General features: G+C 69.4%; 24 protein-coding genes. 12 read left to right on the top strand and 12 right to left on the bottom strand.

Features of this window, described 5'->3' with window-relative positions:
* Nucleotides 1–9: 9 nt before the first annotated feature.
* The 4 genes from LOZ83_RS06730 to LOZ83_RS06745 form a co-directional block, all read right to left on the bottom strand.
* Nucleotides 10–441: a hypothetical protein gene (locus tag LOZ83_RS06730; RefSeq protein WP_236789301.1), complete on the bottom strand. Its 432-nt coding sequence runs from the start codon at nt 439–441 to the stop codon at nt 10–12.
* Nucleotides 442–450: 9 nt separating this feature from the next.
* A complete protein-coding gene (locus LOZ83_RS06735) occupies nt 451–951 on the bottom strand; it encodes a hypothetical protein (RefSeq protein ID WP_236789302.1) in 501 nt (166 codons plus the stop codon).
* Between the two features lie 169 nt (nt 952–1120).
* Nucleotides 1121–2443: a hypothetical protein gene (locus LOZ83_RS06740; protein ID WP_236789303.1), complete on the bottom strand. Its 1323-nt coding sequence runs from the start codon at nt 2441–2443 to the stop codon at nt 1121–1123.
* Nucleotides 2444–2551: 108 nt separating this feature from the next.
* On the bottom strand, nt 2552–3928 hold the full coding sequence (locus LOZ83_RS06745) for a cystathionine beta-synthase (protein ID WP_236789304.1): 1377 nt from the start codon (nt 3926–3928) through the stop codon (nt 2552–2554).
* A gap of 103 nt (nt 3929–4031) precedes the next feature.
* On the opposite strand from LOZ83_RS06745, the gene LOZ83_RS06750 reads away from it, so the two are divergent.
* Nucleotides 4032–5648: a DUF6119 family protein gene (locus LOZ83_RS06750; RefSeq protein ID WP_236789305.1), complete on the top strand. Its 1617-nt coding sequence runs from the start codon at nt 4032–4034 to the stop codon at nt 5646–5648.
* Between the two features lie 98 nt (nt 5649–5746).
* Entirely contained in the window at nt 5747–6967 is a 1221-nt protein-coding gene (locus tag LOZ83_RS06755; RefSeq protein WP_236789306.1) for an acetyl-CoA C-acetyltransferase, read from the top strand.
* A gap of 57 nt (nt 6968–7024) precedes the next feature.
* Here LOZ83_RS06755 and LOZ83_RS06760 read toward each other — a convergent pair whose 3' ends face one another.
* Nucleotides 7025–7336, bottom strand: coding sequence for a hypothetical protein (locus tag LOZ83_RS06760; RefSeq protein ID WP_236789307.1), 312 nt, complete (start codon nt 7334–7336; stop codon nt 7025–7027).
* Between the two features lie 266 nt (nt 7337–7602).
* Nucleotides 7603–8424 carry a Bax inhibitor-1/YccA family protein gene (locus tag LOZ83_RS06765; RefSeq protein WP_236789308.1) on the bottom strand — a complete coding sequence of 274 codons (822 nt, stop codon included), beginning with the start codon at nt 8422–8424 and terminating at the stop codon, nt 7603–7605.
* Nucleotides 8425–8657: 233 nt separating this feature from the next.
* On the opposite strand from LOZ83_RS06765, the gene LOZ83_RS06770 reads away from it, so the two are divergent.
* From LOZ83_RS06770 to LOZ83_RS06780, 3 genes are all read left to right on the top strand, one after another.
* The gene (locus LOZ83_RS06770; protein WP_236789309.1) at nt 8658–10040 is read left to right on the top strand and encodes a collagen binding domain-containing protein; all 1383 of its coding nucleotides are present in this window, start codon (nt 8658–8660) and stop codon (nt 10038–10040) included.
* The gene (locus LOZ83_RS06775) at nt 10037–10741 is read left to right on the top strand and encodes a class F sortase (protein ID WP_236789310.1); all 705 of its coding nucleotides are present in this window, start codon (nt 10037–10039) and stop codon (nt 10739–10741) included. Before LOZ83_RS06770 ends, LOZ83_RS06775 begins: the two co-directional genes overlap by 4 nt.
* 112 nt (nt 10742–10853) lie before the next feature.
* A complete protein-coding gene (locus LOZ83_RS06780) occupies nt 10854–11858 on the top strand; it encodes a hypothetical protein (protein ID WP_236789311.1) in 1005 nt (334 codons plus the stop codon).
* 7 nt (nt 11859–11865) lie between these two features.
* Here the strand turns inward: LOZ83_RS06780 and LOZ83_RS06785 are convergent, their stop codons facing one another.
* Nucleotides 11866–12906, bottom strand: a complete 1041-nt coding sequence (locus LOZ83_RS06785; RefSeq protein ID WP_236789312.1) for an SEFIR domain-containing protein — start codon at nt 12904–12906, stop codon at nt 11866–11868.
* Between the two features lie 181 nt (nt 12907–13087).
* On the opposite strand from LOZ83_RS06785, the gene LOZ83_RS06790 reads away from it, so the two are divergent.
* Both LOZ83_RS06790 and LOZ83_RS06795 read left to right on the top strand, forming a co-directional pair.
* On the top strand, nt 13088–15085 hold the full coding sequence (locus LOZ83_RS06790) for an SDR family oxidoreductase (RefSeq protein ID WP_236789313.1): 1998 nt from the start codon (nt 13088–13090) through the stop codon (nt 15083–15085).
* A 148-nt stretch (nt 15086–15233) separates the two neighbouring features.
* A complete protein-coding gene (locus LOZ83_RS06795) occupies nt 15234–16286 on the top strand; it encodes a cell division protein DivIVA (protein ID WP_236789314.1) in 1053 nt (350 codons plus the stop codon).
* Here LOZ83_RS06795 and LOZ83_RS06800 read toward each other — a convergent pair.
* Together LOZ83_RS06800 and LOZ83_RS06805 are read right to left on the bottom strand one after the other, a co-directional pair.
* Entirely contained in the window at nt 16283–17593 is a 1311-nt protein-coding gene (locus LOZ83_RS06800; RefSeq protein ID WP_236789315.1) for an amidase, read from the bottom strand. The two genes, LOZ83_RS06795 and LOZ83_RS06800, sit on opposite strands and share 4 nt — an antisense overlap.
* Nucleotides 17594–17603: 10 nt before the next feature.
* Nucleotides 17604–18704: a hypothetical protein gene (locus LOZ83_RS06805; protein WP_236789316.1), complete on the bottom strand. Its 1101-nt coding sequence runs from the start codon at nt 18702–18704 to the stop codon at nt 17604–17606.
* Here LOZ83_RS06805 and LOZ83_RS06810 point away from each other — a divergent pair.
* Together LOZ83_RS06810 and LOZ83_RS40265 are read left to right on the top strand one after the other, a co-directional pair.
* Complete coding sequence (locus LOZ83_RS06810; protein WP_236789317.1) at nt 18681–19070, top strand: TetR/AcrR family transcriptional regulator C-terminal domain-containing protein; 390 nt, start codon at nt 18681–18683, stop codon at nt 19068–19070. The two genes, LOZ83_RS06805 and LOZ83_RS06810, sit on opposite strands and share 24 nt — an antisense overlap.
* 53 nt (nt 19071–19123) lie before the next feature.
* Nucleotides 19124–19576 (top strand): DUF3761 domain-containing protein, encoded by a 453-nt coding sequence (locus tag LOZ83_RS40265; protein ID WP_304512145.1) that lies wholly within the window; start codon nt 19124–19126, stop codon nt 19574–19576.
* Here LOZ83_RS40265 and LOZ83_RS06820 read toward each other — a convergent pair.
* Nucleotides 19573–20850 (bottom strand): MFS transporter, encoded by a 1278-nt coding sequence (locus tag LOZ83_RS06820; protein WP_236789318.1) that lies wholly within the window; start codon nt 20848–20850, stop codon nt 19573–19575. The genes LOZ83_RS40265 and LOZ83_RS06820 overlap by 4 nt on opposite strands.
* 85 nt (nt 20851–20935) lie before the next feature.
* The gene (locus tag LOZ83_RS06825; protein ID WP_236789319.1) at nt 20936–21346 is read right to left on the bottom strand and encodes a MarR family winged helix-turn-helix transcriptional regulator; all 411 of its coding nucleotides are present in this window, start codon (nt 21344–21346) and stop codon (nt 20936–20938) included.
* Nucleotides 21347–21386: 40 nt separating this feature from the next.
* Here LOZ83_RS06825 and LOZ83_RS06830 point away from each other — a divergent pair, with 40 nt between their 5' ends.
* Nucleotides 21387–22154, top strand: a complete 768-nt coding sequence (locus LOZ83_RS06830; protein WP_236789320.1) for an SAM-dependent methyltransferase — start codon at nt 21387–21389, stop codon at nt 22152–22154.
* Here LOZ83_RS06830 and LOZ83_RS06835 read toward each other — a convergent pair.
* On the bottom strand, nt 22141–23175 hold the full coding sequence (locus LOZ83_RS06835) for a DNA polymerase IV (RefSeq protein ID WP_236789321.1): 1035 nt from the start codon (nt 23173–23175) through the stop codon (nt 22141–22143). The two genes, LOZ83_RS06830 and LOZ83_RS06835, sit on opposite strands and share 14 nt — an antisense overlap.
* A 139-nt stretch (nt 23176–23314) precedes the next feature.
* On the opposite strand from LOZ83_RS06835, the gene LOZ83_RS06840 reads away from it, so the two are divergent.
* Both LOZ83_RS06840 and thrS read left to right on the top strand, forming a co-directional pair.
* A complete protein-coding gene (locus LOZ83_RS06840; protein ID WP_236789322.1) occupies nt 23315–24055 on the top strand; it encodes a hypothetical protein in 741 nt (246 codons plus the stop codon).
* Between the two features lie 142 nt (nt 24056–24197).
* Entirely contained in the window at nt 24198–25439 is a 1242-nt protein-coding gene (thrS, locus tag LOZ83_RS06845) for a threonine--tRNA ligase (protein ID WP_255823409.1), read from the top strand.
* Nucleotides 25440–25442 lie beyond the last annotated feature (3 nt).

Consider the following 25442-nt stretch of genomic DNA (forward strand, 5'->3'; position numbering starts at 1 on the left):
ACGCCCAGGCTACGACCAGCCGCTGGTGACCCACCGTGCGGTCGGCCGCAGGCTCGCCAGCACGATCGTCGCAATCGCGGGAATGCACAGCAGAGCGGTGTACCCGATCGGCAGCGTCTGGTCGGCCAGGCCGAGGAAATAGACCCCGAACGCGCCCAGGACCAGCACCGACGCGTACAACACCAGCGCCAGCAGGGCGCCCGCGATCGTGTAGGAACGGCCGAACGGTTTGGCGAGAATCAGCCCCACCCCGCCGATGATCAACGTCGCGGCGACGATCAGGTGCAGCAGGAAGGTCAGCAGCGCGCGGCCGAGGTTGCCGTCCCCGGCCAGCAGCACCGCACCGCCGGCGACACCGACGAGATGGAAGATCCCGCCCAGCAACGCGAGCACCGCCGCGGGGATACCGGTACCGCCGCCGCGGGATTGCCGAGGTTCCATGCCAATGGCCTACCAGCCCGCGGGCGGGTGGCTGCCTTCTGGGTGGGTTTGCGGCGCGTTCGCGTACTCGCCCGGCTGGTACCGCAGATACCGGAATGTCCCGGGAAGTGCGGAAAGGACCAGGACGACCGGCCCGCCGACGGTCGCCGCGACCCGCACGAACGCGTCGTCCGGCTCGAACCGGAAGATCGCGGTGAAGAACTGCGTGAAGAACCCCGGGTAGAGCAGCACCGGCTCGGTGACGACCGCGCCGATCGTGGTGAGCGCCCCGATCAGCAGCAGCACGGCCCCGGTGACGGCTCGGAGGAACGCGACGAGCGCGCCGATCACCAAGAACAGCGCGGCCACGAGGTACAGCCCGAGGACGATCTTCGTGTCCCGCGGCAGATCGTCGATGCCGTAGTCGATGAACACCTTCACCGGCAGGTACCCGAGCGCGGCGGCCAGCGCCAGCGCGGCCAGCCCGGCGAGGATCGCCGTGACGCCGCTGGGCCGCCGAACGGAAGCCACGCGCTGTTCCGACTGGCCGTACGGGTTCGTCACGATGGCCCCCAGAGGCGAGCGCAGGCTGGTGCGCTCACTGTAGCGGCGGGCCGGTCTTTCCGGACACGATTCCGTTCCCCAGAACACCGATGCCCCCGGCCATGATGGCCGAGGGCATCGGTGTGGTTTCAGCCTGTCACCAGGGCTGTTGCGGCGGCTGTCCCGGCTGCTGGGGCGGCTGGCCGTACGGACCCGGCTGGCCCGGCTGCTGCGGAGGCTGCCCGTAAGGTGCCGGCGGCTGCCCGTAGGGGCTGGGCTGCTGCGGGAACCCGCCGCTGCCCGGCATCGGTCCGCCCGGCTGCTGGCCGTATGGCGGGGCCGGCTGGCCGAACGCCTGCGGCGGCTGGCCGTAGGGCGCCGGCTGGCCGAACCCGCCGGGCTGGCCCGGGTACCCGCCGGGGGGCGGTCCGAAGCCACCGGGCCCACCCGGTCCGCTGGGACCACCCGGCCCGCCGAGACCGACGTACTGGGCCGTCTGCGGGAAGAGCGCCAAGGCGCCGACCGCGGCGATCAGGATGCCGAAGATCAGCTCGAACACCACGCGGGTCAGGTTGCCCAGATCCGAGAGGAAGACGATCGAGATGATGAGCAGGACCGCACCGGCGCCGACGATCACGTAGCTGGCGAGCTTGTTCTTCAGGTACAGCAGCACCGCGCCACCGACGGCGGCGAGGCTGGCGAGCGCCAGCAGGATCACGTAGATCCAGCCACGGGTCGTCTCGCCACTGCTGGCGTCGGCCGCGGCCTGGCAGAAGCTCGGGTCGAGACCGTACTGCCGTGCCTGCTCCGCACACGAGGAGCTCGCACCGCCGATGTCACCCATGATCGTGAAGGCGAGGATCGCCCCGATCAGGCCGAGCACCCCGACGACACCGGCCGCGATCCAGCCGAACAGCTGGGAGTTGCCACCGCCACCGGCGGGCGCGCCGTAGGGCGAGCCGAACCCGGGCGGCGGTCCGCCGAACCCGCCGGGCTGACCCGGCTGGCCGGGGAACCCACCGGGCTGGCCGTACGGGCCCGGCTGCGGCGGCTGGCCGGGGAACCCACCGGGCTGCGCACCGAAGCCGCCCGGCTGCCCGGGCTGACCCGGCTGGCCGAAGCCCTGCGGCGGCTGGCCGAAGGCGCCTGGCTGCTGACCAAGCGCGGCGGGGTTGTCCGCGGCGCTCGGCGGCGGGGCGTAGGGGATCGACGACGGCGGCTGCGTGCCCGGGGGCACCAGCTGCGTCGACTCGCCCTCCTCGCCCAAGGCCTGCTGGCCGGGCTGCACGACCTGGGTCGGCTCGGCCGTCTCGCCGAACGAGCCGCCCTCCACCGGGGGCGTCTGGCCTGGCTGCACCACCTGGGTCGGCTCCGACGAACCGAACGGACTGTCTTGCTGCGGCTGTGGACCACTCGGTGGGCCCTGCGGCGGCTGTTGCCCGCCGCCCCAGGGCTGGTTCGGTGGCTGCGGAGCGCTCATGTGGGCCTGGAACCCCCTTGCAAAAGGCTGTGTGTGGCTCTGGCCGCACACGCTATCGGATGCCGAGACTCCGTGCTCGTAACGGCCCGGACGAAAAGGACGATAAGTCTACCCGCGCCGGCCCGCGAGAAAACCCAGCAGATCGTGGCGTGTCACGACGCCGGCAGGCTTGCCGTCGAGCAGCACGAGCGCCCCGTCGGCGCCGGAGAGCGCTTTCATCGCGGCACCGACCTGCTCGCTCGCACCGATCGTCGGCAGCGGCGGCGACATGTGGCTGTCCAGCCGGTCGGCGAGATTGGCCTTGCCGGTGAACAGCGCTTCGAGCAGGTCCCGCTCGACGACCGCGCCGACCACCTCGGCCGCCATCACCGGCGGCTCCGCGCTGACCACCGGCATCTGGCTGACGTCGAACTCGGACAGGATCGCGATCGCCTCGGCGACGGTCTCGTTCGGATGCGTGTGCACCAGGTCGGGCAGCGCGCCCGTCTTCGCCCGCAGCACGTCGCCGATGGTGGCGCCGGAGCTGTCCGGGGAGAGGAAGCCGTACGACGACATCCACTGGTCGTTGAACACCTTGCCCAGGTAGCCGCGGCCACCGTCGGGCAGCAGCACGACGATGACATCATCCGGGCCGAGCCGCTTCGCCAGCCGCAAGGCCGCGGCGACGGCCATCCCGCACGAGCCGCCGACGAGCAGCCCTTCCTCGAGCGCGAGGCGGCGGGTGATCTCGAACGACTCGGCGTCGGACACCGCGATGATCTCGTCGGCGATGTCGCGGTCGTAGGTCTGCGGCCAGAAGTCCTCGCCGACACCCTCGACGAGGTACGGCCGCCCGGTGCCGCCGGAGTACACGGAGCCTTCCGGGTCCGCGCCGACGACGGCGACCTGCCCGTCCGAAACCTCCTTGAGGTACTTGCCGGTGCCCGAAATCGTGCCGCCGGTACCGACGCCCGCGACGAAATGCGTGATCCGGCCGTCGGTCTGCCGCCAGATCTCCGGGCCCGTGGAGTGGTAGTGGCTCGCCGGGTTCTCCGGGTTGGCGTACTGGTTCGGTTTCCAGGCGCCGTCGATCTCCTCGACGAGCCGGTCCGACACCGAGTAATAGGAGTCGGGATGCTCGGGCGCCACCGCGGTCGGGCACACGACCACGCGCGCGCCGTACGCCTTGAGCACGTTGCGCTTGTCCTCGCTGACCTTGTCCGGGCAGACGAAGACGCACTGGTATCCCTTGCGCTGGGCGACCATCGCCAGCCCGACGCCGGTGTTGCCGGAGGTCGGCTCGACGATCGTGCCGCCCGCCTTCAGCAGCCCCGCGCGCTCGGCCGCCTCGACCATCCGCAGCGCGATGCGGTCCTTCACGCTGCCGCCGGGATTGAGGTACTCGACCTTGGCCAGTACGAGCGGCTCCAGACCGTCGGTCAGGGCGTTCAGCTTGACGAGCGGGGTGTTGCCGACCAGGTCCACGACGTGCTCCACGTATTCCACGCGCTCACCTTAACGGCCTAGCCGCACCACTCGCTTGGCCGTGGAACCGCGGTGACTACGGATCGTATGGTCACGAATACCGGCGGCGGTAGGGGAACCGCGCATGAAGCTGAACGTGCACCTCTTCGGCGAACAGACGCAGACCTTCGACGACCTGCTCGACCTCGACGGCGAGGGCGTGCACATCCAGCGGGAACCGGCGCGGGGCCTGCCTTTCCGGTGCGACGTGGTGCTGGTGACCCGGCGGCGGGACCGGCCGCACTGGGCCGGCTACCTGCGGGACTTCTTCGACCTGCAGTGGTCCGCGACCTCGGCCAGCTCGGCGGTGCTGCTGGTGAACGTGCACAACCGGTTCTTCGCGGTCACCTTCGGCCAGGGCCGGCACCTGCTCGACGTCACCCGGCTCGTGCCGGACTTCGGGATCAGGGTCGCGGCGAACTCGGTGGCGCCCGACCAGGTGCGGGCGATCGGCAGCAGCACGCTGAGCGCCGCACCGCGGGTCACGCACCAGAGCGTGCGGACACCCGGGCGCCTGTCCGATTTCTCGATCGACTACGAGACGGAATGGGTACGGACCCTGTCCGGCGGCACCGATGACGGGCTGACCAGGAGCATGTCCGGCGCGCAGTCGGTAACGGTGGACGTCTCGGGCGAGCACGCGGAACTGTCCCGGCTCGACGACGTGCTGCAGTACCTGCTCAAGCAGTACCAGGACACCGGCTACCGGGCGCACTACCCGTTCCTCGACCTGCTGCGGCCGATCCCGGCGCGCGACCCGAGATTCGGTGCGCTGGAACGGAAGCTGCTGGAACGCCTGCTCGAACTGCCGCACCGGGACGTCGGTGTCGCCTGCCCCGACACGTTCGCCGCGGATGCCGACGTGCGGTACGACATCCAAGGCAGCGTCCGGCACGAGATCGACCTGCACTGGGTGCACGGCCGGATCCGCAACGGCGGCTCGGATCCGTTGCGGCGCTTGAAGGTCACGCCGATCGACGCCGATGACAACCGGCTCGCGAGCCCCCGCCCACTGCGCGATTACCTGACCGCCGAGGTGACGCTGGCGGACGAGAAGTACGTGCTGGCCAACGGGTTGTGGTTCCACGTCGAGGAGGACACGCTCGCGCTGATCGACCGCGGGCTCGACCGGATCGAGGAGATCGACCTCGCGGTCCCTCCGTGGCACCTGGGCGAGAACGAGAACGACTACAACGAGCGTGCCGCGCGGGCGAAGAACTGGATCAACATGGAGCGGCACCACATGCAGCTCGTGGACCACTACGGCCGCGTCGAGGTGTGCGATCTGCTCAACCGGGAGTTCCAGTTCATCTGCGTGAAGAAACTCAAGCAGTCGGCCACGCTGTCGCACCTGTTCAGCCAGGGCAGCGTGTCGGCGCGGCTGTTCCACGGCCGGTCGGCGCTGTTCAACGGCAGTGGCGACTACCAGTCGTACGTGCGCGAGCTGCACGCCTCGGAGTGGCCGCTCGCCGCGAGCGAGCGGCCGAGCCCGACAGTCGTGTATGCCGTCGGCACCGAACGCCGGGGTTCGGTGCGCGAGCTGCTGCCGTTCTTCAGCCGGGTGAACCTGGCCAACCAGGCCGAAACCATCACGAATCTCGGCTACCAGGTGCGGGTGGCGAGGATCTCGATCGAACAGCCGCTTTCCCGGCCGGCACGGCCACGGCCCGCGCGGCGTGGTAAGCAGGGCGAACTGTTCTAGGCGGGTGTTCCCCGTCGCGTTCCGGTTTGCCCGGAAGCTTTGAGAGGGCAGGATAGACCTAAGCAGTCGCTTAGTTCGACCCGAAGGAGTGTCACCCCATGCCCGAAGCCGTGATCGTGTCGACCGCCCGCTCGCCCATCGGGCGCGCGGGCAAGGGATCGCTCGTCACCATGCGCCCGGACGACCTGGCCGTCCAGATGATCAAGGCGGCGCTCGACAAGGTCCCGCAGCTGGACCCGAAGGACATCGACGACCTGATGCTGGGCTGCGGCCTGCCCGGCGGCGAGTCCGGGTTCAACATGGGCCGCGCCGTCGCCGTCGAGCTGGGCTACGACCACCTGCCCGGCTGCACCATCACCCGGTACTGCTCGTCGAGCCTGCAGACCACCCGGATGGCGCTGCACGCCATCAAGGCCGGTGAAGGAGACGTGTTCATCTCCGCCGGGGTGGAGACCGTGTCCCGCTTCGGCAAGGGCAGCTCCGACTCGTGGCCCGACACGCAGAACCCGCTGTTCGCCGACGCCGAGGCGCGCACCGCGAAGGTCGCGGCCGAGGGCGCCGACACGTGGGTCGACCCGCGCGAGAACGGTCAGCTGCCGGACATCTACATCGCGATGGGCCAGACCGCGGAGAACCTGGCGCGGCTGAAGAACGTCTCCCGCGAGGAGATGGACGAGTTCGGCGTGCGCTCGCAGAACCTGGCGGAGAAGGCGATCGCGGACGGGTTCTGGGCCAAGGACATCACCCCGGTCACGCTGCCCGACGGCACCGTGGTCGCGAAGGACGACGGCCCCCGGGCGGGCGTGACGATCGAGGGCGTGTCCGGGCTCAAGCCGGTGTTCCGTCCCGACGGCCGGGTCACCGCGGGCAACTGCTGCCCGCTCAACGACGGTGCCGCCGCGGTGATCATCATGTCCGACACGAAGGCGAAGGAGCTGGGCCTGACCCCGCTCGCGCGCGTCGTGTCGACGGGCGTGACGGGGCTGTCCCCGGAGATCATGGGTTACGGCCCGGTGGAGGCTTCGAAGAAAGCGCTTGCCAAGGCCGGACTGTCCATTTCGGACATCGACCTGGTGGAGATCAACGAGGCGTTCGCCGCGCAGGTCATCCCGTCCTACCAGGACCTGGGCATCGAGCTGGACAGGCTCAACGTCAACGGCGGCGCGATCGCGGTCGGCCACCCGTTCGGCATGACCGGCGCCCGGATCACCTCGACGCTGATCAACTCCTTGCAGCACCACGACAAGCAGTGGGGCCTGGAGACGATGTGCGTCGGTGGCGGCCAGGGCATGGCGATGGTCCTCGAGCGGCTCAGCTGACCTCGAGCTGACGCGGCCGGGGCGCCTTCGGTTGCCGAGAAGGCGCCCCGGCTCCGGTCAGATGTTGTTGATCTCGCTCGTCGCGCAGATCGTGGTGGCGGGCTGGGTGTAGGTCAGGACCAGGTCCGCGTCGCCCCCGTCACAGGCCGAATCGCTCGCGATGCCCCCGACCACCTTGAGGACCTTCACCTCGGTGGTCGGATCGGTGCACGCCACGCGCTTGTAGCCGTCGCTGGTGTTCTTGACGCTCGCGAAGCAGTCGCCGTCGTGGGCGTTGAGCATCAGGCACAGCTTGTACGACTTCTCGCCGCTCACGGAGTACTCGCCGTAGTCCCCGTCGGGGCAGTTCGCGCAGGCACTCACCGGCACCGGCGCGGTCGGTGGGCGTGCCGATGAAACGGATGGCGAAGGATGCGACCGCGATCAGTACGACGACCACCGGGATCCTGAACCGGAGTACGGCCGCGGTGGGTACGGATCTGGTTGCGGCGCATAGGGATTCGGCTGGCCATCCGGCGGGACACTCACGGAGAACATCTAACACCGCGCGATCTCCGGTGAAAGCACAGTTACCGAAAGACAACAGAGGACGCTCGTAGCGCACGAGCGTCCTCTGTCTCTTCCGGGAAAGTCCGCTAATCCCGTAGGTACGAAAGCAACCGCAGGATCTCGAGGTACAGCCAGACCAGCGTGGTCATCAGGCCGAACGCGGCGAACCACGCCCATTTCGACGGGTAGCCCTCGCGGATCATCTTGTCGGCCATGTCGAAGTCGAGCAGGAAGTTGAACGCCGCGATCCCGATGACCACGAGGCTGAAGATGATCGCCAGCGCACCGCCGTCGCGCAGCCCCATGTTCACGCCGAACAGCGAGAGCACGAGGTTCGCGAGCATCAGGATGACGACACCCGCGGTGGCCCCGATGATCCACTTGGTCAGCTTCGGTGTGACCTTGACCGCGCCGGTCTTGTAGACCACCAGCATCGCGATGAACACACCCGCGGTGCCGATGATCGCCTGCAGCGCGATCCCCGGGTAGATGTACTCGAACAGTCCGGTGATGGCACCGAGGAAGACACCTTCGACCGCCGAGTACGCGATCGTCATCGGGCCGCTCGGCTTCTGCTTGAAGATCATCACCAGCGACAGCACGAGGCCGACGAGCAGCGCGACGATCATGACGCCGAACAGCGCGCCGGTGGAGCGCCCTTCGACCTGTCCCTGCGCCCAGATCGCCGTGATGATGCCGGTGACCAGCGCCGTCCCGAGCGAGAGCCCGGTCTTGATGACGACGTCGTCGACCGTCATGGGGCGGTCGCCGGCGCCGGCCGGCGCCTGTGGCGTCCCGTATCCGGGCACTCCGCCCTGCGGCTGGTTGAAGCCTACGTTCGGCCCGTACTGGCCGTGGCCCGCGTTCGCCGGCAAGCGGCGGAACGCGGGATTGCTTGTGGAACGCACCTTGATCCTCCTGGATCTCCTGGCACCTGCATGAGGTCTAACGCCGGCGGCCGCCGGCCAGTTCCCGTCAAGTAAAGGAGACTTTACCCAGTCTCCCGGCGGCGCTCATCAACGACACCAATCACGATTTCGGCGGATGGTTCATGAATCATTTTCTGCGACCCTCACTGGGGGTGCCCGCCCGGTCACCTGATCCGTGTCGGGGAGAACGATAGCGAAGGAGCCGGCGCCCGATGGGCAAGACTCGGTCCCTCCTGGCGATCCTTGCCGCCTGTGTCCTGTGTGTCCTCACCGTGGCGCCGGCGTCGGCCGCCTTCCAGCAGCAGACCGGTCATCTGGTCACGCCGGGCCAACCCTACGGTGGGAAGGGCCGTTCCGGCGACTGGCTCGGCTCGTATCTCGTGGGCGGCAAGCAGGTTTTCTGCGTGCAGTTCGAGTACAAGGCCCCCGACACCGACGAGCAGTACCAGCCCGGCGACGAGCTGAAGACGAAATGGGGCGACCCGCTGCCCGCGGACGTCTCGGCGAACATCTCCTATCTGTTGCTGCGCTACGGCGACACCACGAACCCGGACCAGGCGGCCGCGCTCGCGCACCTGCTGCATTCGTGGACGTCGCCGCCGCGACCGGGCCACGACGATCTCAACCCCGCCAACGACTTCCGGCACATCGCTTACGACGCACCGTTCCACCTGTCGAAGCTGCCCGCCGGGGCGCAGCAGGCGGTGCAGGCGCTGACCGCGGACGCCGAGGCGAACCGCGGCCCGTGGACCGCGTCGGTCACCCCGCCCAAGGCCGCGCAGACCATCGGCACCGCGGACAAGTGGACGATCACCGTGCGCAACGCCAAGGGCACGGGCATGGCCAAGGTCCCGCTGACGCTCACGCTCGCCGGCGCGGACGGCCCGAAGACCGTCACCACCGGCGACGACGGGACGGCGACCGTGCAGGTCGCGCCCACCGGGGACGATCCGCAGCTGACCGCCGCCCTGTCCGCGCCGGCCGACAAGCCGTACGTGCGGGCGCCGGTCGACGTCGACACCCAGCGCGTGGTGTCCACCGGTGGCGAGAAACAGTTGACGGCGAAGGGCAGCGTCAAGGCGCGCACGAAGCCCGGCGCGGTGCAGGTCACCAAGATCGACGCGCGAAGCGGCAAGGGGATCAGCGGGGTTGCCTTGCGGCTGACCGGAAAGGACAAGGTTTCGCCGGCCAAGGACCAGGACGGCAAGCCGATGGCCGGGCCGGACGGCAAACCCGCGGTGCTCACCACGGCGGGCGACGCGGGTACGGCCGGCGTGCCGAATCTCCAGACACCGCAAGAGATCTGCGTCATCGAGGTCACCCCGCCCGATGGATACGACCAGGCGTTCGATCCGGCGAACCCGCCGACCGCGTGCGGGACCGTCCAACCTGGACAGACGCTCGCACTCACGATCAAGAACACCCCCAACCAGGTGCCGACAGCCATTCCCGCGGGTGTCGAACCACCGTCGGCGGTGCTGCACGCGAGCACGACGATGACCACCTCACCACTGGGCTTCGCCGCCTTGGGCGTGCTCGCGATCCTCGGTTCCGCGCTCGTCGGCTTCCTCGCGCGGCGCCGCTCGCGGCCATGACCCGGCCGAGCCCGGTGCTGGTGTTCATCGCCGGCCTGCCGGTGGTCCTGGCCGCCGGGGCGATGCTGTGGTCACCGGCGTCGCCGGTGACCGGCACGGCGCACGCACTGCCCGCGCCGCCCGCCCCAGTGGTCCAGACCGCGCCGGTGCCGACCACGACCCTCCCACCGCCGCCTCCTCCCCCACCCCCGGCGCGTTCGACCGCCCCGGCTCCGCCAGCCACGTCGAGCCGGGTTCCGGCGCCGCCCGCCGCACCGGTGGTGACGCAGGCGCCGGGCACGGTTCGCCTGCCCAGCGGAAGCACCGCGCAACTGGTGCGGCAGGAGGTCGTCGGCGGCGTGCTGCCGGTGCCGAAGGGCTTGGGCGAGGCCGCGTGGTGGGGCGCCGATCTCGACGCGACACGCGGCGCGAGCGTGTTCGCCGGACACGTCAACTGGGGCGGCCACACCGGCCCGTTCGCCGAACTGTGGCACGCGCAGGCCGGACAGCTGATCACCGTCGTCGCGCCGGACGGCCGGCGCGCGCAGTACCGGATCTCGCAGCTCATCAGCGTGGACAAGGGCGAGCTACCGCAGCGGGCCCCGGACCTGTTCGCCCAGACCGGCCCGCACCGGCTGGTCCTGGTCACCTGCGGCGGCGAATGGATCGGCGGCGAACAGGGCTACGCCGACAACCGCGTGGCCATCGCCGATCCCGCCTGACGGGTCATTCGGCGAAACAGGACAAAGACATGACAATTCCCGGCTGATCGTTACGTTCGCCGCTATGGCTTCGATTGAACGGGCGCCGCGTCGCCCGATCAATGGAGTCCTTGTGAGAAACAGCGAAGCCTTGGCGGGCAAAGTCGTGTCCGCACTCTCCCAGTACCTGAGCCACCAGGCGAAGACCGGTGGCTCGGCATTTCGCCAGGACCTGGAAATGGTGCGCGGCGAAGTCGAGATCATCCTGTCGGACCCTTTCCACGCCGAAGCCTTCGCCCGTTTTCTTGATCATCCCGGCGACGCCACCGAAATGGCGACCCTGCGGCTCTACCTGGCCAGGGCGCTCGAAAAGAATCCGGCCGGCTACGACCGGCTGGAAGCCAGCCTTGGAGGTTCGATGCACACCGGGCGGAACAAGCGGCGCCGCGGATTCCTGATCGCGGCCACGGTCGTCGGCCTGGTCGTGGCGGTGGGACTCGGGTACCTGCTCGCGAGGACCACCGGGACGGACAGCGCTTCGCCGTCCAGCGCCCCGCCTGTCGTACCGCCCGCGAACACCGTGCAGACCACCGTGCAGCCGATCACCTCGGGCTCGGAAGAATCCACCACGCCGAGCTTCCCGAGTTCCAGCGCCACCGCGTCCGCCGCGCCGGGCGACGGCAGCGCCATCAGCAAGGGAACTCCCGTGTTCCTCACGGAATTGCCGCGTCCGAGCAGCAGCGGATGGGAGTACGAGCACGGCGACCACGACGTTCAGCTCACGCCGTACCCGAACTCGTTGTGGCACGGGCTCAACACCTGTGGCAGCAACGCCAGCAAGGAACAGCAGTTCCGGCTGAAGAACTTCGACCACCTCGAAGTCAAGGCGGCCGGCACCGACTCCACTTCGGACCCCGGGCTCGGCGTCAAGTTCGAAGTGTTCGCCAACGACAACGAGGTCAACCCGTTGTCGTCGGTGGTGGCGGGACCGGGAGAGACGAAGACGGTGTCGGTGGATCTGCCGGCGAACACCTTCTCGCTCACGTTGAAGGCGTCGTTGACGACCGTCGACAAGTCGAAGTGCCGCACGGTCAACGCGGTCTGGGGCGCGCCCTACGTCGTCGCGGCCGGCAGCTGAACCGGGGTCACTCGACCACCATCGGGTTGCCCCAGGCCAGCTCCGGCGTCCGGCCGCTCTGGCCGCCGGTCATCAGCACCCCGACCTGCATCGGGGAATTGACGGAGTCGGGCCGGTACGCCACCAGGCGCATCCGGAGCGCGCCGGAGATGTCTTCGTTCACGATGACCGGCCGGCCCAGTTCCGTCCTGAACTCCGCGTGCAGCTGGTTGTCGAGCCAGATCTGGAAAAAGCCCGTCTGCCCCGCGTCGGTGGCGTCGTCGAGCACGCCGGCGACGGCCTGGAAGTTGCGGAACCTGCGGGCCAGGTTGAACTCGATCTCGCCTCTCGGCGCGTTCACGAACAGCGACGGCCGCAGCACGATGCTCTCCCCGTAGTGCGTCGCGTTGATCTCCGCGCTGCCGAACCGGATGTCGTGTCCTTGACTGGCCGGTTTCAGCGAAGCGGTGAGCATGGTGGCGCGGACGCGCGTGCGCACCGGGCTCGCGGCCGGCGATGAGCGCGGTCCCGCGAAACGCCCCAGCGGCGGCAGCTGCACGGCCGGGATCCCGGTGAACGCGCGCAGCAGCTCGTCGACGCCCTCGATGGTGAACTCGTCGATCACGTAGTGGGTGGTGGAATAGGCGGCCAGGAAGGTCGGGATCTCGTCCAGCGAACTGCCGGGAAGGACGATCGGAAGCACTCGTCTCGTTTCCTCGGGCAGGTTCCGGGTGAGGTTGTTCCGGATGATCGCGGCCTCGAACTGGCTTCCCCGGCCCACATTCGGCGGCGCCTCGCCGTCGGCACGGCGCCGGTACTCGGGTGAGGCGATGACCAGAATGAAATCCGCCTCGTTCAGCTCACGCAGCGCCCACAACGACCAGTCCCGCCGCTGCCCCTCGACCCAGCGGTCGAGGCTCACGTCCACTCCCGCATCGGAGCGCAGGAACGTCGCGAACCGCAGCACGGAGTCCTTGTGCTCTTCGGAATCGTGCGAGTACGAGATGAAGACCCGGGGAGAATGCGGGGCCTCGGCGTCAGCGGCCTGATTCCGCTCGAACACGGTCACGGTGCTTTCCTTCCACCCGGATGCTGCGATACGACCCGGTATTCGGCCGGACCGGGCCCGCCATTACCGGCTGGGGTGGATCTGTCATGTTTCTGACCGGAAACGCCCGGCGGTGGTCCTCGCACCGGTGAGCGAGCACAATGCCCCCACAGGTTCCGCAAGCAATGAGGGGGCGCACCCGATGCCCGGCTATCTCGTGACCGGCGCGACCGGCCTGATCGGCCGCCAGTTCACCCGGCTCCTGCTGGCCCAGGACGACACCGAACACGTCCACCTGCTGGTCCGCGCCTCATCCCGCGACCGGCTCGCGGACCTGGTGCGACGCTGGCCCCACCCGGAGAAGGTCACGCTCGTGACCGGCGACCTGTCGGCCGACCGCCTCGGCGTTGACGACCAGGCCCGCGAAGAGCTGCGCGACACGATCGACCACCTCGTGCACCTCGCCGCGCTCTACGACATCACCGCGGACGACGAGACCAGCATCCAGGCCAATGTGGACGGCACCCGCAAGGTCGTCGAGCTGGCCGCCGACATCCACGCCGGCTGCCTGCACCACGTGTCGTCGGTCGCGGTCGCCGGGGACCACGAGGGCGTGTTCACCGAGGACATGTTCGACGTCGGCCAGCGGTTGCCCACCGCGTATCACCGGACCAAGTTCGAGGCCGAGCGCTTGGTGCGCCAGCAGGAGGACGTGCCGTGGCGGGTGTACCGGCCCGCCATCGTGGTCGGGGACTCCGAGACCGGCGAGATGGACAAAGTGGACGGTCCCTACTACCTGTTCACCGCCATCGAAAAGCTCAACCGGGTGCCGAACGTGCCGCTCGCCGGGCCGGATCTCGGCGACACCAATATCGTCCCGGTCGACTACGTGGCCGAGGCGCTGGTCACGCTGGTGCGCAAACCGAACCTCGACGGCCGCACCTTCCATCTGGTCAACCCGAAGCCGCAGCCGGTGGTGTCCGTCTACAACGCGTTCGCGAAGGCCGCCGGCGCGCCGACGATCAACGTGCAGCTCGACGAGCGCGTCTCGGACGGCATCCTGCGGCTGGTGAAGCTGTCCGAGCACGTGCCCGGGGTTTCGCTGGTCCGCGACGCGTTCCTGCACCGCCTGGGCATCCCGCCGGTGCTGCTGGAAACGATGTCGTTCCCGTCGGTTTTCGCGTCCGCGGCCACCCGCAAGGAGCTCGCGGCCGCCGGTGGTGTCGACGTGCCCCGGCTGGAGAAGTACGCCGATGTGCTGTGGCGGTACTGGCGGGAGAACCTCGACCCGTTCCGTGCCCGCGCGCACGGTGGCCGCGGCGAGCTGGACGGCCGTCGCGTGATCATCACCGGCGCGTCCTCCGGGATCGGCCGCGCGACCGCGCTCAAGGTCGCCGCCGAGGGCGGGGTGCCGCTGCTCGTCGCCCGCCGCCGGCACGAACTGGAAGAGGTGCGCGACGAGATCCTGGCCGCCGGCGGCACCGCGTCGGTGTATCCCGCCGACCTGACCGACGAGGAGTCGATCACCAAGCTGGTCAAGCAGATCCTCGACGAGCACGGCCGGATCGACATGCTGGTCAACAACGCGGGCCGGTCCATCCGCCGCTCGATCAAGCTGTCCTACGACCGGATCCACGACTACGAGCGCGCGATGGCGATCAACTACTTCGGCGCCGTGCGGCTGATCCTGGCCGTGCTGCCGCACATGTCGGAGCGCAAGTTCGGGCATATCGTCAACGTCTCGTCGATCGGCGTGCAGGGCATCGCGCCGCGGTTCTCGGCGTACGTCGCGTCGAAGGCGGCGTTGGACTACTTCAGCAAGATCGCGGCGACCGAGACACACGGTGACGGCATCACGTTCACCACCATCCACATGCCTCTCGTGCGCACCCCGATGATCCGGCCGACCAAGATCTACGACGCGTTTCCCACGAAATCGCCCGACCAGGCGGCGGACATGGTGCTGCGCGCGCTCAAGGAACGGCCGAAGCACATCGCCACCCCCGAGGGTTACCTCATGCAGGCGGCGTACACGTTCCTGCCGGGAGTCGTGGATGCGCTGGCGTACGAGGCGTTCCGCGTCTTCCCGGACTCCGCGGCGGCGGGCGGCACCGGCGAGCTCAAGCTGGGCAAGGGTGAACGGCATCTGTCCAAAGCCGCCACCCGCTTGATCAAACTCACCCGGGGGTTCCACTGGTGAGTCCACGGCTGGAGGCACCGCACGAGCAAGCGTGACGCAGGAGCGCGGCGTGGAGGACCGATCGGGTGCGGGGTGTCCCGCTTGGACACTGCCGGACACGCGGTGACCTGGCGGCGCTAACGCCCTGTACGCGGGTACCTTCGTCGGCATGGTTCCCGAGCGAGACAATGCCCTGCTCCCGCTGAAGCGTGACTACAACCAGGTGTGGCACGGTTTCGACCGCGGCCAGGTGCTGCAGTACCTGGATCACGTCGAGATGAATCTCCGGCGCGTGATGGCCGACCGTGATGCGGCCATGGCGCAGGCGAGCACGATGTCCCGGGAACTGGAGAACGCGCGCGGCGAGATCCAGCGGCTGCAGGCCCGCGTGGAGGAGCTGAAGAAGCCGCCGGAGCGGGTCGAGGACCTCGACGAGCGGATGCAGCGCACGGTCGAACTGGCCAACGCCCGCGCCGACGAGATCGTCACGCGCGCGCAGGCCGCGGAGGAGCACTGGGCGTCGAGTACCGACGTGTCGCGCAAGCTGCGGGAACGGTTCCAGAAGCTGATCGACAAGCTCGAGGTGCACGCGGAGGCGCTGGAGGCCGAGCACCGGAACGCGCTCGACTCGACCAAGGCCGAGGTCCGCAAGCTCACCACGGAGGCCGCCCAGCGGCGGGCCACCCTCGACATCGAGGCCGAACGCAAGCGGCGCACCGTCGAGCACGATTTCGACGCGGCCATCGCCTCGCAGCGGGCCGCGCTGGAGAAGCACATCGCCGACCAGCAGACGGCGAGCAAGAACCAGGCCGAGCGGCGCATCGCCCAGGCGACGGGCGAGGCGAAACGCCTGGTCGACGAGGCCAACGCGCGTGCCAAGCGGCTCGTCGCCGAGGCCACGGCGGACGCCGAGCGGCGCGAGGACGAGGCGAACCGCCGGGTGCAGCGCCTGAACTCGCTCAGCGAGCAGGCCGTCGCGCGGCTGCGCAAGGCCAACGACGTGCTGGCGCGCAGCCACTCGTCGCTGTCGCCGCTGCGCGAGGAGTCGGTCGTCGACATGAGCCGCCCGGCGCCGGTGGACCCGCCGACGAACCCGGTGTCACCCAAGCCGGTGGCCGCGTTCACGCCGCCGACGAAGGTCGCCAAGCCGGTCGAGAAGCCGTCACCGGCGACGAAGCCCTCGCAGGAGCCGGTGCAGCCGGCGTCCGCGAAGAAGGTCTAACCCGGCAGCCGCGGCCAGGGGTTGCGCTCTTCGAGCTGGGCCGCCAGAGCCAGCAGCCGCGCCTCGCCCCGCGGCGGCGCGACGAGTTGCACGCCGATCGGCAGGCCACGCGGGTGCTGCCCGGCCGGCACGGACATCGCCGGGTACCCGGCCAGGTTCCACAGGCCCGCGAAACCCGCCAGCCGGATCGACGGGATCGCGTTCGCGAGGGCCGAGCGCTCGTGCCAGCGCGCCGCCTTGGGCGAAAGCGTGGCGAGCGCCGGGGTCAGCAGGATGTCGTAGCCGTCGAAGAACTCCTCGGCGCGGGCGAGCCAGCGCGTCCGGGTCCCGGCTTGGATCACCCCGGCCGTGCGCAGCGCGCGGCCGAGCTTCACGTGTGCCCGGGTGCGCGGCTGCAGCAACGCCTTGTCCAGACCATCCGCCTGTTCGGACGGTCCGGCGAACCAGCGGGCCAGAATCCCCAGCGTGGCCTCGATCCCGTATCGCGGGGTCGCCCGCTCGACCGCGTGTCCCGCCGCGGCGAGCACGTCCGCGACGCGGTCGACGGCGTCGCGCAGGGGTTTCGGCACCGGCGCGTGCGTCATCGGGACGTCGGTGGAGACCGCGATCCGCAGTTTCCCCGGCTCGCCTGGCCGGGCGAGGTCCGGCCGGTCGGCCAGGACCGAGAGCAGCAGCGCGGCGTCGGCGACCGTGGTGGCGAGGCTGCCGTGCGCCGACATGCCGTACCAGCCGGTCTCGGCGAGCAGGTCCGCGCCCGGTTTGATGCCGACGAGCCCGCAGTTGGCCGCCGGGAAGCGGACGGAGCCGAGCCCGTCGGTGCCGTGCGCGACCGGCACCAGCCCGGCGGCGACGGCCGCGGCGCTCCCACCGGACGAGCCGCCCGCGGTGTACGCGGGGTTCCAGGGGTTGCGCGCGATGCCGTCCGGCGAGTCGCTCATCGGCCAGATGCACAGCTCCGGCACGCGGGTGATGCCGACGAGCACCGCTCCCGCCCCCCGCAGGCGTTTCACGATGTCGGAGTCTTCTGTGGACGGTGCGCTCGGGGTGGCCGCGGAACCCCAGGACGCGTACTCCCCGGCGATCTCGGTGACGTCCTTGACCGCGACGGGCACCCCGGCGAGCGGCAGCTCGGCGAGATCCGCGCGGCCCGCCAGCTCGCGCGCTTCGCCGACCGCCTCGGGGCGAATCTTCCGGAACGCGCCCACCACGCGGTCCGCCGTCTCGATCCGGTCGAGCACGCGCTCGGTCAAGGCGACCGGGTCGACCTCGCCCGCCCGGACCGCTTCGGACAGCTGCGTCGCTTCCATGGACCTGACCCTAACCGCTTGTTGAGGAAGCCGTTGGTACGCGCGTGATCAGGTGAACAACGCGAGGTCGATCGAGGCCGCGAGCGCCGCATAGCCGGCGTCGTTGCCGTGCAGGTGATCGCCCATGTGGAAATCGTCCCTGATGTGGCCGGGTGTTGGGGGTCGCGCCACACGGCGTCGAAGTCGAGGACCGCGTGGCGCCGAGCACCGTCAAACCGTGCGCGTGCGCTCGTTCGATGATCTGCCCGTGCGCGCGGAGGAGATCCGCGGCGTCAACGGGCGCGTCGGTTTTCATGATCCCGGCGAACTCGGGGTCCACTTCGCCGGGCGCGATGGAGAAGGCGATGTCGTTGGCGCACCGGGCGGCGAGCAGCTCGGGCCAGCCGCCACCTATCGCTCCCGCGCCGTCGGTGGTGGAACTGCCGATCGCGACAACACCGACGGCAGGCTCCGGCACGAAGGTCTCCACGGCCGAGAGCAATGCCCGGCCGTGCAACGGCTGCGCGGCGGGCGGCAGGCCGGCGGTCGGCGTGTGGTCGCCGGGAATGATCCAGCCCGGCCCGGCGACCAGGTTGTGGCCAGTGACGTCCTCGACGCGTCCGGGCAGATACACGCTGACGACCAGCGTGGCCATCGGCGAAACGGTGAGATCCACGGGGTCGCTGACCGCCGGTGCGCCCGCCGGGACGAACGTGGCTGGGCTCGCTCCGAAGGTCACGGGTCGGTCGCTGCCCGGCAGCACTGTCCCGTCCGGGCCTGCGATGCCCACGCGTGCGGCCCCGATGGTCAGCCCGGTGCCGCCGAGTTCGTTCGTGAACCGGATCCGGACCCGGCTGCCGCCGCAGCTGATGCGCACCTCCTGGCGCAGGGTCGCGTCGGCGATACCGGGGATTTCCCACGTTGTTCCAAGAGACAGTTTGGAACAACGTTCCGGTCGCTGGCCGCCCGGTTGTCGACGGGGGCCGGCGCCATCTACCACCACGTCGCGAACAAGGACGAACTCCTCGCCGCCGCGGCGGTGGAACTGGTCGCGCGCGTGGCTGGCACGGGGCCTTCCGACGCGAGCGTGCGGGCGCTCATGCTCAGCGTGTTCGACGTGATCGACGCCCACCCGTGGCTCGGCGCGCAACTCTCGCGCGCTCCGTGGCAGACGGCCGTCCTGCTGATCCTCGAAAGCGTCGGGGAGCGACTGGAGGCGTCGGGTGTCTCAAAGCGCCACCGCTTCGACGTCGCGACCGCGCTCGTGAACTACATCATGGGCGCAGCGGGACAATACGCCGCGGGCTCGCGCCTCCCACCGGGCGTCGGCCGGACCGCCTTCCTCGAAACGGTCGCCAAGGACTGGACATCGCGAGCGGGCCGGGAACAGTTTCCGTTCGTCCACGCGATCGCCGCGCAGCTGGCGCGCCACGACGACCGGCGGCAGTTCGCGGCCGGCGTCGATCTCATCCTCGCCGGCGCCGCGGCCCTCCCGTAACGCCTTCTCCGCCCAGCGCGACTCCGAATGGTCCAGGCCACAAAGGAGTCGACTTGTCCGCCAAGAGACTTTCGAGCTGGGTCGGTGCGTTCGCGCTCGGCGCCGTGCTCGCGGGATGTGGGGTCACCACACCCAGCACTCCCGTCACCCCGCCGACCACCACGACGATCAGCAGTTCGGCCGTCGCACCGGTCGCGCCCGCCCCGGTCATCACAACCACGACCACGCCACCGGCCGCCGCGGCCCCGGCTCCGGTGGTGCAGCAAGCGCCACCGCCGCCCGCCGCGCACACCACGGCGAAGCGCACGACGGAAACCACCCAGAAAGCGGCTGTCGGCTGCTCAGGCGGGTACATCAACGTCGACGGCAACTGCGTGCCCCGGCCGACGCACGCGGACTCCCCGCCCGCGGGCGCGACCGCGCACTGCAAGGACGGCACCTACAGCTTCAGCCAGCACCGGCAGGGCACCTGTTCGGGCCACGGCGGCGTCGCGCAATGGCTTTAGCCGTCGGTCGTCGCGGGCGCTGAGATCGTCCGGTCCGAACCAAAGCTGATGCCCTTCGCCTCCTTGCCCACCAACGTCAGCACCGTGACCACGACGAGCACCGGGATGACCGTCACCATCAGCGCGAACGGGTAGCCGTGGCTCTCCGCCAGGCTTTCCTGGATCGGCAGGTTGAACGCGGCGAGGCAGTTGCCCAACTGGTAGGTCACGCCGGGGTAGAACCCGCGGATCGCGTCCGGCGACATCTCCGTCAGGTGCGCCGGGATCACGCCCCACGCGCCCTGCACCATGACCTGCATCAGGAACGCGCCAAGACACAGCATCGCGGCGGTCGTCGACAGCGCGAACAGCGGCACGATCGGCAGCCCGAGCACGGCGCAGAACGCGATCGTGTAGCGGCGGCCGAAACGTTCCGACAGGGAACCGAAAATGAGGCCGCCGGCGATCGCGCCGATGTTGTAGATCACCGCGATCCAGGTCGCCGTCGTCGTCGACAGGCCCGCGCCGCCGTTGGTGTGCGAGGAAAGGAAGGTCGGGTAGACGTCCTGCGTACCGTGGCTCATCCAGTTGAACGCGGTCATCAGCAGCACGAGATAGACGAACCGGCGGATGATCTTCGGGTCCAGCAGGATGTCCTTTATGGACGTCCGGGTGACCCGCATCTTCTCCCGCGTGCTCTCCCACACCTCGGATTCCTTGACGCGCGCCCGGATGATGAGGCTGATCAGCGCGGGAATGATGCTCAGTGCGAACAGCCATCGCCAGGACAGTCCCGCCCAGTCGAGAATCAGAAGCGACGCGAGCGAAGCGAGCAGGTAGCCGAAGGAATAGCCTTCCTGCAGCATTCCGGAGAAGAAACCGCGCCGCTTCACCGGAATCTTCTCCATCGCGAGCGCGGCGCCGAGCCCCCATTCGCCGCCCATGCCGATGCCGTAAAGCAGCCGCAGGATCAGCAGCACCGTGAAGTTCGGCGCGAACGCGCACAGGAAACCGACGATCGAATAGAAGATGACGTCCACCATCAGCGGGATGCGACGGCCGACCCGGTCCGCCCACAGGCCGAACAGCAACGCCCCGACCGGCCGCATGATCAGCGTCGCGGTCGTGATGAACGCGACGTCGGCCTTGCCCATCCCAAAGCTCTTGGCGATATCGGCGTAGACGAACACGACGATGAAGTAGTCGAACGCGTCCATCGTCCAGCCGAGCACCGCGGCGAGGAAGGAGTTCCGCTGATCGGAGGTGAGGCGCTGACGCGCTGACGACTCTGCCATAGCTGGACACCCTATTGAGGCAATCACCAACGAACCAGCCCGCAATGGCGGGAATTTTCCTACATTTCGGGCAAAAGGTCGGGGCTCAGAGCAAGAGTCCGGCCAACTCGTCCAGCAAGGCGATCACCTGAGCGGCCCGTGCTCGATCGCCGACCGCGGACTCGACGGCCTTGTCGATCCGGCGGCCGGCCCGGCGACTGATCGCCCGCATGGCCTCGCCGGTCACCTGGACCTGGGTGCGCCGCCCGTCGCGCGGGTCGGCGACAGAGGTGATCAGCCCGCGCTCACGAAGCCTGGCCACCGACGCGGACACGTGACTCTGCACGAACCCGGTCCGCTCACGGATCTCGCCGACCGAAGCACCGGGATGCCGGATCACGTCCTCCAGCACGGCCCGTTCGCCCGGCGTGAGCACGAGGTCGCCGGGTTTTCCCGTCGCCACCGCCGAAATCTCGATCAGCCGCCTGCCGAGCCGATGCACCTGCCCACCGTCCATGCCTGCCAAGATACATCGCTGAAGATGTATCGTTGGCGATATGTCTTTGACCGGAGTCGGCAAGACCGCGCTGGGCGTAGCGGTCATCCGCGCCCACGAGAGCCGCCGTGCGGACCGGCTCTTCGACGATCCCTATGCCCAGGCCTTCGTCGACGCGCTGCCGGATGCCTTTCCGCAAACCGCTGACACGACAGGGATCGGCGCCACTTTCGTCGCGCATGCCGCCATCCGCACCAGGTTCTTCGACGACTACCTGCTGGGCGCCGGTTGCGCACAGGTCGTGCTACTCGCGGCCGGCCTGGATACCAGGGCGTTCCGGCTGTCCTGGCCGCCGGGCACCGGACTGTTCGAACTCGATCTCCCGGATGTACTGGCGTTCAAGGAAAAAGTGCTCGCCAACGCAACGCCCCGGTGTGCGCGCACAGTGGTCTGCGTCGACCTCCGTATGGACTGGACCAGTGCGCTCTCCGAAGCCGGATTCGATCCCGGCGTGAAAACCGCCTGGCTCGCCGAAGGTCTGCTCACCTACCTGACGGCCGACGAGGCCAGGCGCCTGATGACCGCCGTCTCGGAACTTTCCGCGCCCGGCAGCACTCTCGCGCTCGAACACGGCTCCGTGCCCGCGCAGGCCTGGAGGCTACCGGCGCAGTACACCTCGCTCTGGAAAGGCGGCCTGGGCGACGACGCACCGGAATGGTTCGCGAGCCACGGCTGGCAGGTGCGGTTCACTGCGTTCTCTGACGTGGCAATCTCTTACGCGCGAACGATTTCCGTGGAAGGCGGTTTCCTGACGCTCACTCGTCCTTGACCTCGAATTCGGCCCGTACACCGAGCAGCCGCACCGGGCGGGTGCTCTCGAAGCGGGCGAGCACCCGCAAAGCCGCTTCCCGCAAGACTTCCGCGTCGCTGGTCGGCGCGTCGAGCGTCATGCTCCGGGTCTGGGTGATGAACGGCGCGAACCGCACCTTGACCGCGACGCGCGCCGCGGGACGTCCCTCGGCGACGACGTCGTCCGCCACCAAGGCGGCCAGCGCGGCGACCTCGCGAGCGATCTCCGCCGGCTCGGTCAGGTTCTGCTGGAACGTCACCTCGCGACTGCGCGACCGCGGCACATACGGCGTCGCGGTCACCTCACGATCGCCGAGCCCGCGCGCCAGCAGCCGGAACCACGGCCCCATCGTGGGCCCGAACCGCGCGGCCAGCGCGTCCCGGTCGGCCGCGGCGAGCGCGCCGACGGTCTCGATGCCCAGCTCCGCCAGCTTCTTCGCGGTCCGGCGGCCGATCCCCTGCAGTGCCTCGGTGGGACGGCCGTCCATCACCTCGGACCAGTTGTCCTCGGTCAGCCGGTACACGCCCGCGGGTTTGCCGAACCCGGTCGCGGTCTTCGCGCGCAGCCTGTTGTCCCCGATGCCCACGGAGCAGGACAGCCCCGAGTCCTCGGTCACCGCGCGCCGGATCTCGGCCGCCAGCGCCTCCGGATCGTCCGTGCTCGCGCCGACGAACGCCTCATCCCAGCCGAGCACCTCGACGACGACCGGGAACCGGCGCAGCGTCGCCATGACCCGCTCGGACACCTCTTCGTAAGCCGGCTTGTCGACCGGCAGGAACACCGCATCGGGGCAGCGCTTGGCTGCGGTCCGTAACGGCATGCCCGAGTGGACACCGAACTCACGCGCCTCGTACGAGGCGGTCGCCACCACCGCGCGCTGGGTCGGGTCGCCCGTGCCGCCGACGATCACCGGCCGTCCTCGCAGCTCCGGGTGCCTGGCCACCTCCACGGCCGCGATGAACTGGTCGAGGTCCACGTGCAGGATCCAGTTCCCAGGCACCCGCCCAGTATGCGCGCGGGCCCGGTTTTCCGCGCGAAACTCTTGCCCGCTGGGGTGTGTCACACGATAGGGTGACCCGGGCTCAAAGCGGCCCGCTAGGCTGTGGCCACCCAGACGAAGGACGAGGAGGGCACGCTCCGTGACGACAGCGACCCACAGTCTCGACGCTACGTCCGGGGCGACCACCGTCGCCGAACTGCTGGCCCGGAACGGTGCCCGCGCCGGCCAAGCGCCGCACCGCCGTTCCCGGGTGAGCGAAGAATGCTTCGAAGGCACCCTCCCGGCGTTCCCGCCGGTCGACGACACGCCGACCACCCAGTACCGCTACGACAAGACCACGGTTGCCGCGCTGCTCGAAACCGCGCCGGCCGAAGAGCCGCGTGCTGGTGTCGAGAAGGTCCGTCCCGCCCGCGCCGGGCTCAAGATCGCCGGGCTCGCCTTCGCCGGCGCCGTCCTGGCGGGTGGCTGGGCGCTGGCGAACGCGCAGGCACCCGGTACCGAGGACGGCGGCACCGCCTCCGGCCCGGTGCCGAGCAACAACACTCCCGAGTCCGACAGCCAGCTGCTCGCGTCGGCCCCCGTCGGGGCGCAGGTCGTGACGCTGGCGTCGTCGTCGCCGACCGGCACCGCCGAGATCCCGGCGAGCGCCCCGGCGCAGCAGCCGGACCGCGGCAAGTTCAGCGGGACGCTGCCGAACACGACGACCCAGTCGAAGACCACGCCGCCCAAGACCACGGCGGCCGCGCCGCCGGCGCCGCAGATCAGCGCGCCGAAGCTGCCGCCGGGTACCTACGTCTGGCCGGTCAACCCGTACCAGTGGCCCGGCAGCCACGACAACGGTGGCAAGTACAACGGCGGCGGCCACCACCGTCACCGCTGAGGCCGGCTTATTTCGGTCGGTAGGTGCGTGAGGTACGTGCTACCGTCCGCGGCATGATGCGCGCCGCAGTCACGACGACGCCGGAAACGCTCCCGGCGCGCTGAATCATGTCCCGGGGCGAGCGGCCCCGGGAGGTGTTCTTCTGGCGCGGTCCTCGCCCACTACTCGCGAGGAGACCACAGCCATGCACGATCACCGCAAACTGGGCCGCGAACTCGGCCTGTTCGGCAGCGATCCCCTGATCGGTGCCGGACTGCCGTATTTGCTCCCCGATGGGGCGACCATTCGGCACATCTTGGAAGAATATGTTCGCGCGCTCGAACAACGGGCGGGCTACCGGCACGTGTATTCGCCGGTGCTCGGCAAACGCGAGCTTTATGAAATCTCGGGTCACTGGGCGAATTACGGCGACGACATGTTCCCGCCGATGGACGTGGGTGGCGAGCAGGTCGTCCTGCGGCCGAGCCTGTGCCCGCATCACGCGCTGATCTACCGGTCCCGCGCGCACAGTTATCGCGAGTTGCCGTTGCGGTTCGCGGAACTGGGCGGGATGTACCGGTCCGAGCTGTCCGGTGTGCTCGGCGGGCTGACCCGCGTGCGCGCGATTCAGCTCAATGACGCGCATATTTTCTGCACTCCGGAACAGGCGGTCGGCGAGGCGCGCGCCGCGCTACAGCTGATCCGGCGGGCGTATGAAGACCTGGGGATCGAGCCTTCCCGGTACCGCCTTTCACTGCCCGGCGCGGACGGAAAATACGTCGGGGACCCGGAATTGTGGCAACGTGCGAATGCCATGCTGCTCGACGTTCTCGCCGATTTCCCTTACGAGGCGGTCGAAGGCGAGGCAGCATTCTACGGGCCGAAAATCGACGTGCAGATCATCGACAACGCGGGCCGTGAATCGACCCTGTCGACCGTGCAGATCGACTTCTATCAGCCGGCCCGGTTCGACCTGCACTACATCGGCGCGGGCGGCGACCGGCACCGGCCGGTCATGGTGCACCGCAGCGTCATCGGCAGCATCGAACGCGCCCTCGCGCAGTTGATCGAAGTACACGGCGGCGCGTTCCCGGCGTGGCTGGCACCGGTCCAGGTGGTCATCCTGCCGGTGTCCGACGCGGAACACCTTGCCGCGGAAGGGTTTCTGCAACAATGCGTCGATGCCGGACTGCGGGCGGAGGTCGTCGACTCAGCGCACGGCAGCCTCGGCGCGCGAATCCGGACCGCGCGACTCGTGCCGTTCCAGGCGATCATCGGTTCCCGGGAAGCGGCCGACGACCGGGTCGCGCTGCGCCTACGCGCCGGACAACGACTGGATCCCTTGCCGCGCAAGGAAATCCTGGCACACTTGGGGGCAGCGGGTAAGCCGCCTCGCAGGGGCTGAGCC

The sequence above is a fragment of the Amycolatopsis sp. GM8 genome, assembly GCF_021653975.1.
GTDB lineage: Bacteria > Actinomycetota > Actinomycetes > Mycobacteriales > Pseudonocardiaceae > Amycolatopsis_E.

Bases quoted from the DNA above. Each gene is read 5' to 3' on its own strand.
- LOZ83_RS06770 (WP_236789309.1), top strand. From the start codon at position 8,658: ATGGGCAAGACTCGGTCCCTCCTGGCGATCCTTGCCGCCTGTGTCCTG.
- LOZ83_RS06755 (WP_236789306.1), top strand. From the start codon at position 5,747: ATGCCCGAAGCCGTGATCGTGTCGACCGCCCGCTCGCCCATCGGGCGC.
- LOZ83_RS06800 (WP_236789315.1), bottom strand. From the start codon at position 17,593: ATGGAAGCGACGCAGCTGTCCGAAGCGGTCCGGGCGGGCGAGGTCGAC.
- LOZ83_RS06825 (WP_236789319.1), bottom strand. From the start codon at position 21,346: ATGGACGGTGGGCAGGTGCATCGGCTCGGCAGGCGGCTGATCGAGATT.
- LOZ83_RS06820 (WP_236789318.1), bottom strand. From the start codon at position 20,850: ATGGCAGAGTCGTCAGCGCGTCAGCGCCTCACCTCCGATCAGCGGAAC.
- LOZ83_RS06775 (WP_236789310.1), top strand. From the start codon at position 10,037: ATGACCCGGCCGAGCCCGGTGCTGGTGTTCATCGCCGGCCTGCCGGTG.
- LOZ83_RS06730 (WP_236789301.1), bottom strand. From the start codon at position 441: ATGGAACCTCGGCAATCCCGCGGCGGCGGTACCGGTATCCCCGCGGCG.
- LOZ83_RS06790 (WP_236789313.1), top strand. From the start codon at position 13,088: ATGCCCGGCTATCTCGTGACCGGCGCGACCGGCCTGATCGGCCGCCAG.
- LOZ83_RS06830 (WP_236789320.1), top strand. From the start codon at position 21,387: ATGTCTTTGACCGGAGTCGGCAAGACCGCGCTGGGCGTAGCGGTCATC.
- LOZ83_RS06795 (WP_236789314.1), top strand. From the start codon at position 15,234: ATGGTTCCCGAGCGAGACAATGCCCTGCTCCCGCTGAAGCGTGACTAC.
- LOZ83_RS06750 (WP_236789305.1), top strand. From the start codon at position 4,032: ATGAAGCTGAACGTGCACCTCTTCGGCGAACAGACGCAGACCTTCGAC.
- LOZ83_RS06740 (WP_236789303.1), bottom strand. From the start codon at position 2,443: ATGAGCGCTCCGCAGCCACCGAACCAGCCCTGGGGCGGCGGGCAACAG.